The organism is Streptomyces thermoalcalitolerans (assembly GCF_039525155.1).
GTDB classification, from domain to species: Bacteria; Actinomycetota; Actinomycetes; order Streptomycetales; family Streptomycetaceae; genus Streptomyces; species Streptomyces thermovulgaris.
Window position 1 is genome coordinate 38,475 of sequence record NZ_BAAAHG010000003.1, and the last position, 17,530, is coordinate 56,004.

At 73.2% G+C, this 17,530-nt stretch carries 18 protein-coding genes and 1 pseudogene; 8 read left to right on the forward strand and 11 right to left on the reverse strand.

The window, feature by feature from the left end:
* The first annotated feature begins 23 nt into the window (after window positions 1-23).
* From ABD224_RS02940 to ABD224_RS02960, 5 genes are all read left to right on the forward strand, one after another.
* Complete coding sequence (locus ABD224_RS02940) at window positions 24-1,451, forward strand: CoA transferase (protein ID WP_344046375.1); 1,428 nt, start codon at window positions 24-26, stop codon at window positions 1,449-1,451.
* A 92-nt stretch (window positions 1,452-1,543) separates the two neighbouring features.
* Window positions 1,544-2,554 (forward strand): CopD family protein, encoded by a 1,011-nt coding sequence (locus ABD224_RS02945; protein WP_344046377.1) that lies wholly within the window; start codon window positions 1,544-1,546, stop codon window positions 2,552-2,554.
* Window positions 2,555-2,816: 262 nt separating this feature from the next.
* Window positions 2,817-3,827 (forward strand): DEDDh family exonuclease, encoded by a 1,011-nt coding sequence (locus tag ABD224_RS02950; protein WP_344046379.1) that lies wholly within the window; start codon window positions 2,817-2,819, stop codon window positions 3,825-3,827.
* Window positions 3,828-4,028: 201 nt separating this feature from the next.
* Window positions 4,029-4,817: an SURF1 family cytochrome oxidase biogenesis protein gene (locus tag ABD224_RS02955; protein ID WP_344046381.1), complete on the forward strand. Its 789-nt coding sequence runs from the start codon at window positions 4,029-4,031 to the stop codon at window positions 4,815-4,817.
* Window positions 4,818-4,943: 126 nt separating this feature from the next.
* Complete coding sequence (locus ABD224_RS02960) at window positions 4,944-5,699, forward strand: SDR family oxidoreductase (protein WP_344046383.1); 756 nt, start codon at window positions 4,944-4,946, stop codon at window positions 5,697-5,699.
* Between the two features lie 56 nt (window positions 5,700-5,755).
* On the opposite strand, the gene amaP is transcribed toward ABD224_RS02960, so the two are convergent.
* The 8 genes from amaP to ABD224_RS03000 form a co-directional block, all read right to left on the reverse strand.
* Window positions 5,756-6,334 carry an alkaline shock response membrane anchor protein AmaP gene (gene amaP, locus ABD224_RS02965; protein WP_425580905.1) on the reverse strand — a complete coding sequence of 193 codons (579 nt, stop codon included), beginning with the start codon at window positions 6,332-6,334 and terminating at the stop codon, window positions 5,756-5,758.
* Between the two features lie 5 nt (window positions 6,335-6,339).
* Window positions 6,340-7,011, reverse strand: coding sequence for a DUF6286 domain-containing protein (locus tag ABD224_RS02970; RefSeq protein ID WP_344046387.1), 672 nt, complete (start codon window positions 7,009-7,011; stop codon window positions 6,340-6,342).
* A complete protein-coding gene (locus ABD224_RS02975; protein ID WP_344046389.1) occupies window positions 7,008-7,346 on the reverse strand; it encodes a hypothetical protein in 339 nt (112 codons plus the stop codon). The genes ABD224_RS02970 and ABD224_RS02975 overlap by 4 nt, the downstream gene beginning before the upstream one ends.
* A gap of 6 nt (window positions 7,347-7,352) precedes the next feature.
* Window positions 7,353-7,538: a hypothetical protein gene (locus ABD224_RS02980; RefSeq protein ID WP_344046391.1), complete on the reverse strand. Its 186-nt coding sequence runs from the start codon at window positions 7,536-7,538 to the stop codon at window positions 7,353-7,355.
* A gap of 128 nt (window positions 7,539-7,666) precedes the next feature.
* Entirely contained in the window at window positions 7,667-8,170 is a 504-nt protein-coding gene (locus ABD224_RS02985; RefSeq protein ID WP_344046393.1) for an Asp23/Gls24 family envelope stress response protein, read from the reverse strand.
* Between the two features lie 79 nt (window positions 8,171-8,249).
* Complete coding sequence (locus ABD224_RS02990) at window positions 8,250-9,053, reverse strand: enoyl-CoA hydratase/isomerase family protein (protein ID WP_344046395.1); 804 nt, start codon at window positions 9,051-9,053, stop codon at window positions 8,250-8,252.
* 132 nt (window positions 9,054-9,185) lie between these two features.
* Window positions 9,186-9,407: a helix-turn-helix domain-containing protein gene (locus tag ABD224_RS02995; protein WP_067390647.1), complete on the reverse strand. Its 222-nt coding sequence runs from the start codon at window positions 9,405-9,407 to the stop codon at window positions 9,186-9,188.
* Between the two features lie 335 nt (window positions 9,408-9,742).
* Window positions 9,743-11,341: an ABC-F family ATP-binding cassette domain-containing protein gene (locus ABD224_RS03000; RefSeq protein ID WP_344046419.1), complete on the reverse strand. Its 1,599-nt coding sequence runs from the start codon at window positions 11,339-11,341 to the stop codon at window positions 9,743-9,745.
* Window positions 11,342-11,545: 204 nt separating this feature from the next.
* Between ABD224_RS03000 and ABD224_RS03005 the strand changes: the two are divergent.
* Window positions 11,546-11,979, forward strand: a pseudogene (locus ABD224_RS03005) (VOC family protein).
* 58 nt (window positions 11,980-12,037) lie between these two features.
* On the opposite strand, the gene ABD224_RS03010 reads toward ABD224_RS03005, so the two are convergent.
* The 3 genes from ABD224_RS03010 to ABD224_RS03020 form a co-directional block, all read right to left on the reverse strand.
* Window positions 12,038-13,288 carry a hypothetical protein gene (locus ABD224_RS03010; RefSeq protein WP_344046421.1) on the reverse strand — a complete coding sequence of 417 codons (1,251 nt, stop codon included), beginning with the start codon at window positions 13,286-13,288 and terminating at the stop codon, window positions 12,038-12,040.
* 351 nt (window positions 13,289-13,639) lie between these two features.
* Entirely contained in the window at window positions 13,640-14,767 is a 1,128-nt protein-coding gene (locus tag ABD224_RS03015; RefSeq protein WP_344046423.1) for an alpha/beta hydrolase, read from the reverse strand.
* 190 nt (window positions 14,768-14,957) lie between these two features.
* Entirely contained in the window at window positions 14,958-15,746 is a 789-nt protein-coding gene (locus ABD224_RS03020) for a class II aldolase/adducin family protein (RefSeq protein WP_344046425.1), read from the reverse strand.
* Between the two features lie 212 nt (window positions 15,747-15,958).
* Here ABD224_RS03020 and ABD224_RS03025 point away from each other — a divergent pair, with 212 nt between their 5' ends.
* Window positions 15,959-17,212: an inorganic phosphate transporter gene (locus ABD224_RS03025; protein ID WP_344046427.1), complete on the forward strand. Its 1,254-nt coding sequence runs from the start codon at window positions 15,959-15,961 to the stop codon at window positions 17,210-17,212.
* A gap of 82 nt (window positions 17,213-17,294) precedes the next feature.
* Window positions 17,295-17,519, forward strand: a complete 225-nt coding sequence (locus tag ABD224_RS03030) for a hypothetical protein (RefSeq protein WP_344046429.1) — start codon at window positions 17,295-17,297, stop codon at window positions 17,517-17,519.
* Window positions 17,520-17,530: the final 11 nt, after the last annotated feature.

The window sequence follows — 17,530 nt, forward strand, 5'->3', positions numbered from 1 at the left end:
GGCCGGTACCGCACAGTGTGGGCATGACCGACCCCTCCTTCTTTCCTTCCTTTCTCTCCTCCGCCTGGTCCGCGGTAGGGGGCGACACCGCCCTTCTCGAACGGGTCACCGCCGTGGAGCGGGAAGGCGCGCTGCCGGCGCGCCTTCCCGTGCGGGAACTGGCACGCGCGTGCGTGGGTGCCTGTGCGCTGGCCGCCGCCGAACTGGGCGCGCTACGGGCGCGGCGTGCCGAGGTGCCGGCGGTGAGGGTCGACGACGGGGCCGTGGCCACGGCGTTCCACAGTGAACGGCATCTGCTGGTGGACGGGCGGGCACCGGTCTCCTTCGCGCCGCTGTCACGGTTCTGGCGGACGGCGGACGGCTGGGTGCGCACGCACGCCAACTACCCGCACCACCGGGAGCGGTTGCTCACCGCGCTGGGCGTGCCGGACGACGTGGACCGTGTCGCGTCGGTGCTCGCCGAGCGGTCCGCGCCCGAGGTCGAGGAGACCGTGTACGCGGCCGGCGGCCTCGCCGTCGCCCTGCGCACTCCCGAGGAGTGGGCCGCGCACGAGCAGGGCGTCGCGGTGGCCGCGCGGCCGCTGGTCGAGCGGGAGCGGCTGGACGAGACGCACGCGCGCGTCCTGCCGCCCGTCACGGGTACGCCCCTGCTGCCCGCCGCCGGGCTGCGCGTCGTCGACCTGACCCGGGTGCTCGCGGGCCCCGTCGCCACCCGCACGCTCGCCCTGCTGGGCGCGGACGTGCTGCGCCTGGACCCGCCGGACCGCCCCGAACAGGCCGACCTGCACGCGGACACCGGCTTCGGGAAACGGTCGGCGGCCCTGGACCTCGCAGCCGACCGGGCCGCCCTCGAGGAGTTGCTCGCGTCGGCGGACGTCGTGGTCACCGGGTACCGGCCGGGCGCCCTGGACCGGTTCGGCCTCTCCCCCGAGGCACTGGCCGAGCGGCGGCCCGGACTGGTCGTGGCCCAGTTGTCGGCGTGGGGCGCCCACGGGCCGTGGGGCGGCCGGCGGGGCTTCGACAGCCTCGTCCAGGCCGCCACCGGCATCGCCGCGGCCGAGGGCTCGCCCCGGCGGCCCGGCGCACTGCCCGCACAGGCCCTGGACCACGGCACGGGCTATCTGCTGGCCGCCGCGGTCCTGCGCGCCCTGACCGACCAGACGCGCCGGGGCGGAACCCGCGCCGTACGCCTGTCCCTGGCGCGCACGGCGGCCCGGCTGATGGACACAGACCCGGGGGACACGAACCCGAGGGACACGGACACCGCGAAGGCTTCCGCCCGGGTCACCGCGGACTCCCCCTTCGACCGGCCCGGTCCCTGGCTCGCGGAGACCGACAGCCGCATCGGCCCACTGCGGTACGCCCGCTCCCCCGTCACCTTCGCCGACGGCCCGGCCGACTGGTCCCGCCCACCGGTCCCCTGGGGCTCGGACACGGCCCAATGGACTTGAGAACAAGGCCCGCTGGTGGGTGAGCGGAACGATGTTCCCCCACTTGACGGCAGTCCCTTGCTCCGTCCGGAACGGCTGGTGAGGATCCTGGGGTGACGCTCACACGACCGGCCGCCGAGGCGGAGGACACGCGCGGAACGGGGTGGCGGCGGAGCGCGACCGTCCGGGCTGTCACCGTCCTCGCCCTGGTGGCCCTCGCCGCGCTGATACCCCTGCTCGGCCCCTCCGCCGCCCTGCACGGCACCGGGGAGGCCGCCGCGCCCGGGGTCGGCGGCATCGCGGTGCTGCGGACGGTGCTGTTCGCGGCGATCTGCGTCCCCGTCGGCGAGCTGTTCGTGAAGCGGCTGGCCGGCCGCGTCCCCGAGGCCCCCGGCCGGCTGCCGCGCAGCTGGTCGCCGTACGCGGCCGCCGCCGGTTTCCTCGCCGCCCTGGGCCTGGCCTCCGTGGTGGCCACCGGCAACCTGGTGCCGCACAGTCCGGCCCAGATCGACGTGGGCGGCCTCTACCGGACCCGGGACGGCTCCCTGGCCCTGCTGGAGGTCAACGCCTTCCTCGTCATGGGCCTGTGCGCGCTCTCACGGCACCCGTCGCGACAGGTGTGGCCGCTCGCCGCGGTGATCGTCGCCGAGGCCCTGCGCGCCCACCCCGACACCGAGAGCAGCCCGCTGACCGGCACCGCCCTGACCGTCGTGCACCTGCTCTGCGGGGCGCTGTGGGCGGGCGCGCTGCTGTGTGTGCTGCGCACCCTGCGGCTGTGGCGCGGCGCGGCGGCGGGCGCCGCCCTGCTGGGCCGCTACGCGCGCACGGCGGCCGCTCTGCTGGCCGCGGTCACCGCGACGGGCGTGTGCAGCACCCTGCGCCGGATGCCGCCGGACACGGTGCTGCACCAGCTCACGGCGACGGCCTACGGCCGCACCCTGCTCGCCAAGGTGATCCTCATGGCCGGTGTCGCCCTGCTCGCCCTGTGGGCGCGGATCCGGCTGAGCCGGGCCCCCGATCCGCTGACCGCCTGCACCCCCGCCTGGGCCGAGGTCTCCGTGCTCGGCGCGGTGGTCGCGGTGTCGGGGCTGCTGACGGCGCTGCCGCTGCCGATCCGCTGGTGAATGGATCAGCACCATGGCCGGCGCACCGCCGCGCACAGTGCGCACCACCGCCCGGCCGCACCCGGCCGTGCGCCGCTCCATCGGTCACGCGGCCGCCCTTCCGGATGCCGTCCGCGACGGGGTGACGGAACTCGGTGCGGCTTCCGCGGGAGCCGGCCCGGCGGGCCACCACGGCCGACGCACGACCGCCGACGGGCCATGGGCCGTCGTCCCGGCCACCGGTGGGCATGGCTGTCGGCAAAGGACCGTATTCTCAGGGACCATGCTCGAAGACCGCACGCTCACAGGGTTCTCCGCCACACCGTGGCCGGCCACGCATCCGACACCGTGGCCGGCCACGTATCCGAAGGGGTATGCGGTCGTCGACGTGGAGACGACCGGCCTGGCGCGGCACGACAGGATCATCTCCGCGGCGGTCTACCGGCTGGACGCGCGCGGTGAGGTCGAGGACCACTGGTACACGCTGGTCAACCCCGAGCGGGACCCGGGACCGGTGTGGATCCACGGGCTGACGAGCGAGACGCTTCAGGACGCACCGCTGTTCGCGGACATCGCGGAGGAGTTCGGGGAGCGGCTGGCCGACCGCGTGCTCGTCGCGCACAACGCGCTGTTCGACTGGCAGATGATCGCGCGGGAGTACGCGCGCGCGAAGCGCGAGGCGCCGGTGCGGCAGCGGCTGTGCACGATCGCGCTCGCCAAGGAGCTGGGCCTGCCGCTGCCCAACCACAAACTGGAGTCGCTGGCGGCGCACTTCGGCGTCGTGCAGCAGCGGGCGCACCACGCGCTGGACGACGCGCGCGTGCTGGCGGAGGCGTTCCGGCCGAGTCTGTGGGCCGCGGCCGCGAACGGGGTGCGGCTGCCGCTGCTGGAGTGCCGGCCGCTGACGGAGTGGTCGGACCCGCCGGTGTCCCGGCAGTCGTCCGGTGGCTACGGCGGCCGCCGGCAGAGCAGTTGGCGCCCGTCCCGCAAAAGACCCGCGTGCCCCTACCCCAACCCGGGGCGCTACGAGGCGGGCAAGCGTCTCAAGCAGGGGATGCGGGTGGCCTTCTCCGGGGACACCTCCACCGACCGCGAGCTGCTGGAGGACCGGGCGGTCGAGGCCGGACTGCATGTGTCCACCAGCCTGTCCCGGCTGACCAGCCTGCTGGTGACCAACGACCCGGACTCGGGCACGTCGAAGACGGTCAAGGCCCGGCAGTACGGCACTCCGGTGGTGGACGAGGCGGCGTTCGTGCAGCTGCTCAAGGACGTGGAACCGGCGGACGGCCCCTGACGGACGCACGGGCGTACGGGCGTACGGGCGATCACCGGACGGCACGCCCGTCGTCCGCTCCCCCCGCGTGGCGGGAAAGGACAGGAACCGCGTGGCGGGAAAGGCCGGAGCCGGCGACCGTGTGCGGGGCACGCGTACAGGGGCGCCGCCCGAGGACACCCCTGCCGCAGACACCCCCGTGCCGGGAGGTACCGTCGTGGGGTGTACCGCTTCCTGTTGACCCGCCAGTGGGTGATCCTCACCGTCGTCGCGATCGCGCTGATCCCGGTGATGGTACGGCTGGGCTTCTGGCAGCTGCACCGCCATGAGCACAAGGTCGCGCTGAACAAGGTGATCGCCGAGTCGCTGGCGGCCGATCCGGTCCCGGTCGAGTCACTGACCGCGCCCGGCGCGACGGTGAAACGCGCCGATCTCTACCGCGAGGTCACGGCCAAGGGCCGTTTCGACACCGCGAACGAAGAGGTCGTGCGCCGCCGCACCAACGCCGACGACAGGGTCGGTTACCACGTGCTGACCCCCTTCGTCCTCGACAGCGGCAAGGTTCTCCTGGTCAACCGGGGCTGGGTCCCCGCGGATGCCTCGCAGACGGCGTTCCCGAAGATCCCGGCGCCCGCATCCGGCGAGATCACCATCACCGGCCGGCTGATGCCCGACGAGACGACCGAAGAGAGCGGCATCAAGAATCTCAAGGGCCTGCCCGACCGTCAGGTGATGCTGATCAACAGCGCCCAGGAGGCCGAACGGCTCGGCAAGCAGGTCCTCGGCGGCTACATCCAGCTGACCTCGCCCGCCCCCGAGGGCGGCAGCCCCCAGCTGCTGCCCGAACCCGAGCACGACGACATCGGCCCGCACCTGGCGTATGCCATCCAGTGGTGGCTGTTCGCGGCGGGCGTCCCGATCGGCTGGGTGATCCTGCTGCGCCGCGAGGCCCGCGAGCGCGCGGCGGCGGCGAAGGAGGAGACGCAGAAGACGGAACCGGCGTCGGTGTAGGCACCCGGGCCCGGCCCCCGGACCGGCAGCCCGGCGGCCCTGCGGCCCTCCGTGGACGTCCGGCCGTATCGGCCCGGTGAACACCGCTCTCGCCCGTTGGGGGGACGAGCGGGCAGGATAGGTGCCATGGATCTTGGACTGAAGGACCGGGTGTACGTCGTCACCGGCGCGACCCGCGGACTGGGCAACGCCACCGCGCGCGAACTCGTCGCCGACGGCGCCAAGGTGGTCGTCTCCGGACGGGACGGGAAGCGTGCCGCCGAGACGGCGGCCGAGCTGGGCCCCAACGCGGTCGGGGTGGCCGCGGACAACGCGGACGCGGAGGCCCCGGCACGGCTGATCGCGGCGGCACGGGAGAACTTCGGCGGCTTCCACGGCGTCCTCGTCAGCGTCGGCGGGCCGCCGCCCGGCTTCGTCGCCGACAACACCGACGAGCAGTGGCGGACGGCGTTCGAATCGGTGTTCCTGGGCGCGGTGAGGATCGCCCGCGCGGCGGCGGCCGAGCTGGAACCGGGCGGGGTCATCGCCTTTGTGCTGTCCGGGTCGGTGCACGAGCCGATTCCCGGGCTGACCATCTCCAATGGGCTGCGGCCCGGTCTCGCCGGGTTCGCCAAGTCCCTCGCGGACGAGCTGGGGCCACGGGGCATCCGGGTGGTGGGACTGCTGCCGGGACGCATCGACACGGACCGGGTGCGGGAACTGGATGCGCTGTCGGCGGATCCGGAGGCCACGCGGGCGGCGAGCGAGTCGCGTGTGCCGCTGCGGCGGTACGGGACGCCGGCGGAGTTCGGCCGGGTGGCCGCGTTCCTGCTGTCGCCGGCGGCGTCCTATGTGACCGGGGTGATGCTGCCGGTGGACGGCGGGGCACGGCACGGCTTCTAGCGCCGGGGGTTCCGCAGCCGCAAGCCGACGGGGAGTGTCCGCGCCTTCGGGGCGGGTCAGCTCACCCTTTCCGCACGGTGCCTGACGCTCTTCAGTCTCACCTCCGCCGGAAGCGACCGGAGGTTGGCCGAGTGCCTGGCGTGGGCCAGGCACTCGGCCGTGAGGCCGTTCAGCGTGGGTCCCGGGTCCGCGTGCGGCTCCAGAAGGAGCCGCACCTGGGCCGCGGGGGCGGTGCGGCGGCCGGTGAGGCGGACATGGGCGCGGGCCACGCCGTCCAGTCGCTCGGCGTCCGCGGCCAGCGCGTCCGCCAGGGCGGGGCCCCGCAGCACGGTCTGCCCGTCGTCACCGGTGTCGACCAGCACCTCGGCCGGCCGGCGGCGGCGCAGTACGGCGATCAGCCACCACAGGGCCAGCAGGAACAGGACGGCCAGAGCGGCGAGAACGCCGGGCCACCACCAGCCGGTCCCGCGCCACCGGGTCCGTTCGGCGGCGGTCAGCAGGACGTCGTGCCGGCCCTGGTGGATCCACCAGGAGGGCGGCCGTACGCCCAGGCCCACGGCGAGCACCGAGCCGCCGGCGACGAGCAGAACCAGTCCGATGAGCCCGGTCAGCACCCGGTTGACGATTCCGAGCACCGGTCTCACCCCTTCCGTCGGGGCCGGGTGACACGTACCGACAGGGCGGGCGGCCGGGTGAGCCCGAGCCCGGTGACCGCGTCGGCGAGCGCGGTGTCCAGGTCGGCGCGGACCTCCTCCAGTTCCCGGAAGTGCGCGACCGCGCGTATGTCGGCGCGGCGGCGGCGCAGCCGTACACGGACCGACCGCACCCCGGGGACCTCCATGGCCCGGTCGCGCAGCACCAGTGCGGCGGCGCTCCGGTGCAGCCCTGCCCGTACGTCGGGGTGGGGGCGCCGCATGGGCAGCAGACGGCGCAGGCCGGGGGTGACGGCCAGCACGATCAGCCACAGGCCGAGCAGGGCGGCGACGGCCGCGCCGATGCGTACCCAGGTGTCGTCCAGGGGGCGCTCGGCCAGCTGCCGGGCCAGTTCGTCGCGCCAGGGCGAAACGGACCCGTGGGCGCGTACGGCCGCGATGTCGTACAGGAACGCGCCGGTGAGGGCCACCAGCGGCAGGGCGACGAGACCGGCGGGCACCCGGCGCGCCGACCAGAAACGGCCGCCGCGGCCGTCCGTGTCGTCCTGGGCGGGTGGGGGTCCGTGGGTGCCGGGGGCCCCGGGCCGCTCGAGGGGGTCGTCCTTCCCGGCGGCCGACAGGGGCCGCGTGGTGCTCCGGGAGTTCCGGGGCTCGCTCATGGCGTCCTCCCCTGTACCGCTCCGTGCGCGGGGGCCGGGTGCAGCCGTTCCACCCGGACGGCGACCTCCGGCACCCGCATCCCCGCCAGCGCGCCCACCCGCTCCACCACACGACGGCGCACCGCGCGGCAGCACGCGCCGATGTCCTGCGGGTAGGGAAGGTCGACGAGAAGCCGGACGCGTGCGACACCGCGGTGCACGACGACCGCGGCCTGCGGCGGCGCGGCGTCCGGCGGCAGCGGGCCGAGTGCCTCCCGGGCCGCCTGTGAGGCGATCTTGGCGACGACGCGGTCGGCGATCGTCGTGGCGCCGCGCTCGCCGGGCTCGACGTGCACCGCGGATCACCGCCGGCGGTGGTCACGGGAGCGGAAGAGGTCGCCGGGTTCCAGGTCCCCCTCCAGGAACCGGCCGACGACGAAACCGACGGCGCCCAGGGCCGCCACCAGCAGGAAGGCGCCGAATCCGCCGAAGTACCCGGCGAAGCCCAGCGCCATACCGGCGATCATGCCGACCACGGCCATGTTCATCCCGCGCTCCTCACCTGCTCGGCCATCGCCGGGCCGTTCACCAGCCGTCCTCGGTGCTGTCCGTTCGTACGGTCCCCCGGTGCTGTGCTCCGTGCGTGTCCCTCAGGGGTGCCGCGGCCGGCGGCCTGTCACCGGAGGCGCGGCCTCGGCTCCTCCTCCTGCTCCGGTTCCTCCGGCAGCTTCACATCGGTGACGGCGATGTCGACCTCGACGACCTCCAGCCCGGTCATCCGCTCCACCGCCGCGATCACGTTCTTTCTGACCGCCCGGGCCACCTCGGTGATCGGCACGCCGTAGTCGACGACGATCTCCAGGTCGAGCGCGGTCTGCACCTCGCCGACCTCGGCCTTCACGCCCCGGGTCACGGACTTCGCGCCGCCGGGCACCCGGTCCCGTACGGCCCCGAAGGTCCTCGACAGTCCGCTGCCCATGGCGTGCACACCGGCGACGTCGCGCGCGGCGAGTCCGGCGATCTTCTCCACCACGCCGTCGGCGATGGTGGTCCGTCCCCGGCTGCCGGGCTCTCCCCGTCCGGGCCGGGGCGCGGAGGTCCTGGGGAACACAGGGGTCTCCAGGACCTCCCGCCCGTCGTCGAGGGTGTCTGTCCAGTCCTGCTCCGCCATGTCGGTCATCGCCGTCCGTCCCTCCCGGTCACCGTCTTTTACCCACGGTAGGCGGACCGACGGGATCCCGCTTCCGAAAGGGCGGGGCCTACTCCCCGATGCCGGCCAGGTCCCGCAGGCGTCGGGCCTGGGCCTCGCGTTCGGCGACGCGCTGCTGCTCATAGGTGCGCTCCAGGGCGCCGCGCAGCAGGGTCTTGGTCTCGACGACGGCGTCACGGGGCGCCGCCAGGAGCGCGGAGGTCAGGTCCTGTACGGCCGCGTCGAGCTGGTCGAGGGGCACGGCGAGGTTCGCCAGGCCGGTCTGCACCGCCTCCTCGGCACCCACGAAACGGCCGGTGACGCAGATCTCCAGCGCGCGGGCATAGCCGACCAGCCCCACCAGCGGATGGGTGCCGGTGAGGTCGGGGACCAGGCCGAGGCTGGTCTCGCGCATGGCGAACTGCACATCGTCCGCGACCACACGCAGGTCGCAGGCCAGCGCCAGCTGGAAACCGGCCCCGATGGCGTGCCCCTGCACGACGGCGACGGACAGGATGTCGTTGCGCCGCCACCAGGTGAACGCCTCCTGGTACTCGGCGATGGTGGCGTCCAGCTCGGCGTCGCTGCCGCGCGCGAGGTCGACGAACGACGGCTCGCCGTCGATGCCCTCCGGCGTGAACGCCTGCCGGTCGAGCCCGGCGGAGAAGGACTTGCCCTCACCGCGCAGCAGCACCACACGGACGGAGCCCGGCAGCAGCCGGCCGGCCTCGGTGAGCGCCCGCCACAGAGCGGGGCTCTGTGCGTTGCGCTTGGCCGGGTTGGTCAGCGTCACCGTGGCGACCGCGTCGTCGACGGTGAGCCGTACGCCGTCCTTGTCGAGTACCGGATCGAGGTTGTGCTCGGGCGAAGCCATGTGCGCCTCCGATGGGTGCAGTCAGCGTGGATGCCCCGAGGGCATCGTAAGTGACTGCACAGTAACCACCCGGCCGACCGGTGGACCGGCCGGGTGGTCACCATCGAAAGCCGATGGGTCGCCCGCGGTCGGTCAGGACGACTGGTTCTTCTTGCCCCGAGTCGCCCCGCCACGCCCACGGAGCGTGACACCCGACTCGCTGAGCATCCGGTGGACGAAGCCATACGAGCGGCCGGTCTCCTCGGCCAACGCTCGAATGCTCGCACCGGCGTCGTACTTCTTCTTCAGGTCTGCCGCGAGCTTGTCGCGCGCGGCGCCGGTCACCCGGCTGCCCTTCTTCAGAGTCTCGGCCACCCGTGCCTCCTCATGGGAAGTGCGCTCTGGTCCCCTCATGATCACCCCTCCGGGCCCTGATGGCCACCCATTCGGCAAGGTCTGTGAGACAGACTTGTGACGACAGGAGCACATCCCCACAAGCGGAATCCGTCACTCCGCACGGTGATATCTGTACCACCGAACGGCTTCTTTCATGAAATGCCTGGTCAGCGACGCGCGACGGCCGAGCCCCCGCCTTATAGGGGCTCGGCCGTGAATTCGATGGAGGACACACCTCGATACGAGGAGATCTCACACAGATGATGGATCACCTGTAGGCCGAATGATCCATACGTCGTTGATCGGTTGTTCGGTCAAGCGAGGGCGACGAGGTCCGCGTAGTCGGCGCCCCACAGGTCCTCGACCCCGTCGGGCAGCAGGATGATCCGCTCCGGCTGCAGCGCCTCGACGGCTCCCTCGTCGTGGGTGACGAGGACGACGGCGCCCTTGTAGGTGCGCAGCGCGTTGAGGATCTCCTCGCGGCTGGCCGGGTCGAGGTTGTTGGTGGGCTCGTCGAGCAGCAGGACGTTCGCGGAGGAGACGACCAGGGTGGCGAGCGCCAGACGGGTCTTCTCCCCACCGGAGAGGACACCGGCCGGCTTGTCGACGTCGTCGCCGGAGAACAGGAACGAGCCCAGCACCTTGCGGATCTCGGCGAGCTCCATGTCGGGGGCGGCCGACCGCATGTTCTCCAGGACCGTGCGGTCGGGGTCCAGGGTCTCGTGCTCCTGCGCGTAGTAACCGATCTTGAGGCCGTGACCGGGGACGACCGCACCGGTGTCCGGCTGTTCCACGCCCGCGAGCAGGCGCAGCAACGTGGTCTTGCCGGCGCCGTTGAGGCCGAGGACGACGACGCGGGAGCCCCGGTCGACGGCCAGGCTGACGTCGGTGAAGATCTCCAGCGAGCCGTACGACTTCGACAGTCCCTCGGCCATCAGCGGGGTCCGGCCGCAGGGCGCGGGCTCGGGGAAGCGCAGCTTGGCCACCTTGTCCTGCCGGCGGACCTCCTCCAGGCCGGCCAGCAGCCGCTCGGCGCGGCGGGCCATGTTCTGCGCGGCCACCGCCTTGGTGGCCTTGGCGCGCATCTTGTCGGCCTGGGCCTGGAGCGCGGCGGCCTTCTTCTCCGCGTTGGCCCGCTCCCGCTTGCGGCGTCTCTCGTCGGCCTCGCGCTGCTGCTGGTAGAGCTTCCAGCCCATGTTGTAGATGTCGATGCAGGCGCGGTTGGCGTCCAGGTAGAACACCTTGTTGACGACCGTCTCGACCAGGTTGACATCGTGGGAGATCACGATGAAGCCGCCGCGGTAGGTCCTCAGATAGTCGCGCAGCCAGACGATCGAGTCGGCGTCGAGGTGGTTGGTGGGCTCGTCGAGCAGCAGGATGTCCGCGTCGGAGAACAGGATGCGGGCCAGCTCGATACGGCGGCGCTGACCGCCGGAGAGCGTGCGCAGGGGCTGACCGAGCACCCGGTCGGGCAGGTTGAGCGCGGCGGCGATCGTGGCGGCCTCGGCCTCGGCGGCGTAACCGCCCTTGGCGAGGAACTCGGTCTCCTGGCGCTCGTACTGCTTGAGCGCCTTCTCCCGGGTGGCGCCCTTGCCGGTGGCGATGCGCTGCTCGTTCTCGCGCATCTTGCGGATCAGGACGTCCAGTCCGCGGGCGGAGAGGATGCGGTCGCGGGCGAGCACGTCGAGGTCGCCGGTGCGGGGGTCCTGCGGGAGATAGCCGACCGCACCGGAACGGGTGACGGTGCCGGCGGCGGGAATCCCCTCGCCCGCCAGGACCTTGGTGAGGGTGGTCTTTCCGGCGCCGTTGCGGCCGACCAGGCCGATGCGGTCGCCCCGGGTGACGCGGAAGGTGGCGTTCTCGATGAGGACGCGGGCACCGGCACGCAGCTCGAGACCGGAAACAGAGATCACGGACAGACTCCTGGGCAAGTGGGGGCGGAACGGGCGGCTGGAGGACGGTCCCGCCGTCTAATGCGCGAGGAGAATGACCATGCGGGAAGTCTAACGGGGGTGCGCAAGCGGTTTTTCCCGTTGCGCACGCCGGGGCGTTGTCAGTGACGGGTGCCACACTGAGCCGCACACCGGACCTTCCGGCGGGAACCGGCGCACAAGGGAGTGATCGGTACGGCGGACACGGCCGGCGGACGCCCGAGCGTGTATCCGACGCTGCTGTACGCGGACGCCAAGGCGGCCGTCAAGCAGCTGACGGAGGCGTTCGGCTTCACGGAGCTGTCGGTGCACGAGGGCGAGGACGGCCTTGTGCACCACGCCGAACCGGTGCAGGGCAACGGTGCGGTGATGCTGGGCTCGAAGGGCCGTGGCGGCCGTTTCGACGAGGCGATGCGCGCCGCGGGCCCGGCGGGGGTGTACGTGGTGGTGGACGACGTGGACGCCCACCACCGGCGGCGGTGGAGCACGGCGCGGAGATCCTGATGCCCCCGACGGACCAGGACTACGGCTCGCGCGACTACATGACCCGGGACCTGGGGGGCAACATCTGGACCTTCGGCACCTACGCGCCTCGCATCGGAGGTGACGTCGCGCCCTGACCGCCCGGACGGCACCCCCTGACCGTGCCCCCCCCTGCCCACTGCCCCCCCCTGATTGCTAGCTGCCTCCGGTGTGCACCTGGAAGGCGGCCCGGCGCACGGCCTTGGCCAGCGCCGGGTCGGGGTGGGCGGCGGCGAGGGCGACCAGCACCTGCACGGTCCGGGGATGGCCGACGGCGCGCACTTCCTCGAGCAGGGCCGGGATGGTGGGCTGCACCGCGGACTCCAGATGGCGCACGAGCATGGAGGGCTCGCCGTGGTCGATGACGGCGGCGGCGGTGTCCACCCACAGCCACGTGGCCTCCTCACGGGTGAGGGCCTCGTGGGCGTCCTCCGCGTCGACGCCCTCGTGCTCGGCGAGCCACAGCAGGGCGTACGGCCTGAGCACCGGCTCGTCGAGCACGGCCCGTACGTCGGGCTCGGCGGGCGCGCCGACGACCCTCAGCGCGTCGAAGGCGAGACCGCGCAGCAGGGCGTCCGCGCCGCGGGCGGCGTCGAGCAGCTCGGCGACGGCACTGCCGACGGGCCTGGCCGCCAGCCAGGCCCGGTACTCGGCCCGGGCCGCGTTCGGCCGCAGCTGCGCACAGCCGCGGAGCATGTCCTCCGCCGACTGCTCGATGTTCCCCGCGGGGCTCTGGGCGGCGACACAGATCTGCTCCAGCTTGACCCAGACCGCCCAGCTGCCGAGCGGCGTGAGGGTGGCCTGCCCGTCCTCGCAGGTGAGCGCCCCGACGGACGCGAGCGCCCGCAGCGCCCAGTCGAGCAGAGGCGCGAGCTCGGCGGCGTCGGCCGGCTCGGCGGCGGGCGGAGGGGACTGCGGGTCGTAGGGGATCTCGCAGCGCTCGGTGCGCAGTTCGGTGACGCGCTGCCTGAGGAGGTCGAGGAGCTGGTCGACGGGGACGGGACCGGCGGAGAGCTGGAGGAAGGAGAGGACCTGCGGCATGGCCGAGACGACCTCGGCGACGGCGGCGGGCTCATGGCCCTCGGGTTCCGGACAGGCGAGCGACCAGGCGTCGAACAGGGCGACCCAGCCACGCAGAACGGCGCTGTCGTCGCGGTCCCAGGCGCGCAGCCGCCATCCGGGGCGGGCACTGTCGCCGTGCACCTCGATCAGGCCGGAGAGCCGGGCGGTGTCCCAGTCGGCACGGACCTGGTCGGGCGTCAGGCCCAGGGCGATGGCCGCGCGTTGGGCGGACGCGTCGGAGAGGGTGGCCTTGCCGTCTCCGGTCGCCCCGGCACGGCCGGGGCCGAGGGCGGCGTCGGCCCAGCGGGCCACACGGGCCGCTCCGGCCAGCTGGGAACGCGCCATTCCGGCCAGCTCCGGAGGGGCCGAGGTGCCCTGCGGGGGGCGCGGTGCGGTGCGGTGGGGCTGCCGCCGGCCCGCGGCTCGGGGAGCGGCGGACAGGGGTCGCGGGCGAACGAGTCGCAGTCTGGAGTCGCGCGGGGTACGGGACGTCACGGGTGCAGTCTTCCGGTTGACGGTCCGAAAACCCAAACGGAATGTCGCACCGGGCGGTGAGGAGGTCCGCGGAAGGGGCCGGAAGGAGGGTGGTACGACGCCTTTCAGCCGGTGCCGAAGGCCGCCGAAGGACCCGTCGCCGGCCGAAGCGGAACCCGGCCGCCAAGGCCCGGCCACAGCTCCCGGCGGTCTCCGCCGGGCTCATATCAGCGGCGTCAGGAAGCGCCGCAGCGCCTCCTCGTACCCTTTCGGGTCGGCATTCCACATCGCGCTGTGCGCGGCGTTCCGCACCGTGTGCAGGGCCACCAGGTTGGGGTGGCGTTCGGCGAGGCGACGGGAGAGCTGCCAGGGGGCCACCCGGTCGTCGGGGCCGTGGACGATCAGCGTCGGCACCGAGAGTCTCTCGGGGGTGGCCGCTTCGGCGAGCCGGTCGCCGTACAGTCCGGCGCGCCCCTGCGCGGCGCGCACCGCGAGCGGCAGCAGCGGCCCCGGGACGTGCCGGGCCCGGGCCAGGGCCCGCATCGTGACCTCCCAGTTGAGCACCGGGGAGTCCAGCACCAGCCCGGCGACGCGCTCGCGCAGCTCCGAGCGGCGGGCGGCCCGCAGGGCCATCGTGGCCCCGGTGGACCAGCCGTAGAGGACCACCCGCTCGGCCCCCGACTCCACCGCATGGCGGATCGCCGCCTCCAGATCGCGCCACTCGGTCTCGCCGAGGTGGCTCAGGCCGTCCGGGGAGCGGGGCGCACCGGCGTCGCCGCGGTAGGCGAGGGCCAGCACCGGGAAGTGCCGGTGGTGCAGGAACTCCATGACGTTCATGGCCAGTTCGCGGGTGGTGCCCAGCCCGTGCACCGCGATCACCCAGGTTCCGCGCGCCCCGGGCACGAACCAGGCGGGCAGGGTGCCGAGTTCGCCCGGGATCCTGACGTCCTCGTGGTTCAGGCCGAGTGCGGAGCGGGGGTTGCCGACGTACAGGTTGGGGGTGAGCCACACCTTGTCGCGGGGTTTCAGGGAGCCGTGGGTGACGCGTTCCAGGCGGCGTACGACGGTGTCGGGCCGGTGCGAGGCGCCGGACAGGACGGGGCCGACCACCGCGTGGGAGCCGTTGCCGGCCAGGCCGTAGGTGCCGGGGCGCAGGGAGGCCAGATCGCGGGTGAGGATGACCTGGCCCGCGGCCGTGCCGTGGACGGTCAGCCGTGGTTCGGTGGGCAGGGGGCGGCCCGGGACCACCTTGAGCGCGGCGTCGCTGGCGAGCCTGCCCGCGACGACGCTCGCCACGCTGCCTGCCAGAACCGCGGTGACGGCCGCAGCCGTCGCTGTGACTGTGCGCACGGGACCAGTGTCACGGCGTATCCGGCCATGGGCCAGTGGAGAGGGACGGTCGGGGTGACACACCCCCGCGCGCTTCACCGGAGAGAGGCGTTCCTCCCCTGCCTCCCGCCTCCCCCGCCTCCTCTGCCTCCCCGAGCCTCCTGCACCCGTGGCCCGGGGGCGGCTTGCGCCGCCCCGTACCGGCCGGCCGCTACCGCCCCGGCTGCCCGTACTTCCGCAGCCGCTCCTCCGCCTGTGCCAGCTGCTCCGGCGTCAGCAGAGTGGGGGTCAGGCCGGGCACGGACGAGGCCGTCAGCCAGAGGCGGCACATCCACTCCAGCTGGGCGGTGCGGTCGTACGCCTGGTCGAGGGTGGCGCCGTAGGTGATCGTGCCGTGGTTCTGCAGCAGACAGCCGGTGCGGCCCTCGAGGGCGCGCACCATGTTCCGGGCCAGCTCCTCGGTGCCGTACGTCGCGTACGGGGCGACCCGGACGGGTCCGCCGAGCACGCCGGTCATGTAGTGGACCGGCGGCAGCTCGGTGACGAGCGTGGAGACGGCCGTGGCGTGCACGGCGTGGGTGTGGACGACGGCGCGGGCGTCGGTGGTGCGGTGGAGGGCAAGGTGCATGGGCAGCTCACTGGTCGGCACCAGTGCGCCGAGCACCTGCCGTCCCGTCAGGTCGACGCCGGTCACGTCGTCGGGGGTGAGCCGGTCGTAGGGGACACCGGACGGGGTGACCAGGACGATGTCGCCCACGCGTACGGAGACGTTGCCGGAGGTGCCCACGACCAGCCCGTCGGACACCATGCGGCGGGCCGTCGCGACGAGCGCCTCCCATGCGCCGGCCACCTCCTCCGCGTTCGGTGCGTCCGGCGCGTCCCCCTCGCCTCCCTGCGCGTTCTGCGCCTCTTGTGCGCCTTGTACGTCCTGTACGCCTTGCCGCTCCCGCTCTCGTTCCCGCTCCTGTGCGCGCTCCCGTTCCCGCCGCTGCTCCGCCATGCGCCGCCCCTTCCGCACCGTCCCGCCCTGAGCTGCTCCGTCATGTGTTGCCCCGTCCTGCCCCGACCGTGTCGGGACAGCCCCGGAAGCGACCGGTATCTCCCCGGCGGACCACTGGAACGGACACCGTGAAGACCGCCTCAGTTCATCTTCTGTTCACCCTGGTTACCTACGTTCAAGCCGCCCATGACGCTCGAACGATTGCCAGGTAAATGGAAAGCTTCTCGCTGATCCTCGCGATTGTGGTGATCACCGCACTCGTGTTCGATTTCACGAACGGTTTCCACGACACCGCCAACGCGATGGCCACCACCATCTCCACTGGCGCACTCAAGCCCAAGGTCGCGGTGGCCATGTCCGCCGTGCTCAACCTGGTGGGCGCTTTCCTCTCCGTGGAGGTCGCCAACACGATCTCCAAAGGTCTCGTCGACGAAAGCGGCATTCGTCCCGAGGTCATCTTCGCCGCCCTGGTGGGCGCGATCCTCTGGAATCTGCTGACCTGGCTGGTCGGGCTTCCGTCCAGCTCCTCGCACGCCCTCATGGGCGGCCTGATCGGCGCCACCGTCGCCTCGGCGGGCATCGGCGCGGTGCACGGCGGCGTCCTGGTCACCAAGGTGCTTCTCCCGGCAGTCGCCGCCCCGCTCGTCGCGGGCATCTCCGCTCTGGTCGCGACCCGGCTGACGTACCGCCTCGGCAGGAACACGGACGGCAGGGCGGCCGAGAGGGGCCACCGCGCCGGCCAGATCGCCTCCGCGGGCCTGGTCTCGCTGGCCCACGGCACCAACGACGCGCAGAAGACGATGGGCATCATCACTCTCGCCCTGATCACCGGCGGTGCCCTCGCCCCCGGTTCCAACCCTCCCGTCTGGGTCATCGCCTCCGCGGGCATCGCCATCGCGCTCGGCACCTATGTCGGCGGCTGGCGCATCATCCGCACCATGGGCAAGGGGCTGACCGACCTCCAGCCGCAGCAGGGCTTCGCCGCCCAGACCAGCGCGGCCACCGCCATTCTGGCCTCCTCCCACCTCGGCTTCTCCCTCTCCACCACGCACGTCGTCTCCGGCGCGGTAATGGGCGCCGGCCTGGGCCGCAAGGGCGGCGTCGTCCGCTGGTCCACCGCGACCCGCATGTGCGTCGCCTGGGCCCTGACCCTGCCGGCCGCGGCCCTGGTCGGCGCCGGCGCGGAGGCCATGACGCGCCTCGGTGACTGGGGCACCGGGTTCGTCGCCGCCTTCCTGGTGGTCTCCAGCGCCACGATCTGGAAGATCTCCCGCCGCGAGGTCGTCGACCACACCAACGTCAACGCCGCCGACGAGACCCCTGCGGTCGCCGACAGCGAGAAGCCGTCCGACGCCCTCACCCCGGCCACCCTGGCCTCCCAGGCGGCCGAGGATCTCACGGCGACGATCCCCGCCCCGGCATCCGCCCCCACCGCGCCCGCGGCGACCCCGCCGGCCGCCGCCTGAGTCCGCGCCCGGACAGAAGCCCGGACAGAAGCCCGGACAGAAGCCCGGACAGAAGGCCCCGGACAGAAGGAAGAGAAAACCCATGGACATCGACTGGGCGGCCCTCGGCTCCGTCTTCGGCGTGAGCCTCGGCGTATCGGTGGGCCTCGTGGTCCTGTTCAGCCTCGGCATCGCCGCTCTCTCCCGCCGCGACCGGGCCGCCGAGCAGGGCAGCGGCGGCGGAGCGCTCGCGGTCACCGGCGCCTGCGTCTGCTTCGCCGCGTGCGCCGCCGCGGTGGCGTACGGGATCCATCTGATCGTGGCCTGAACCGACAGGCA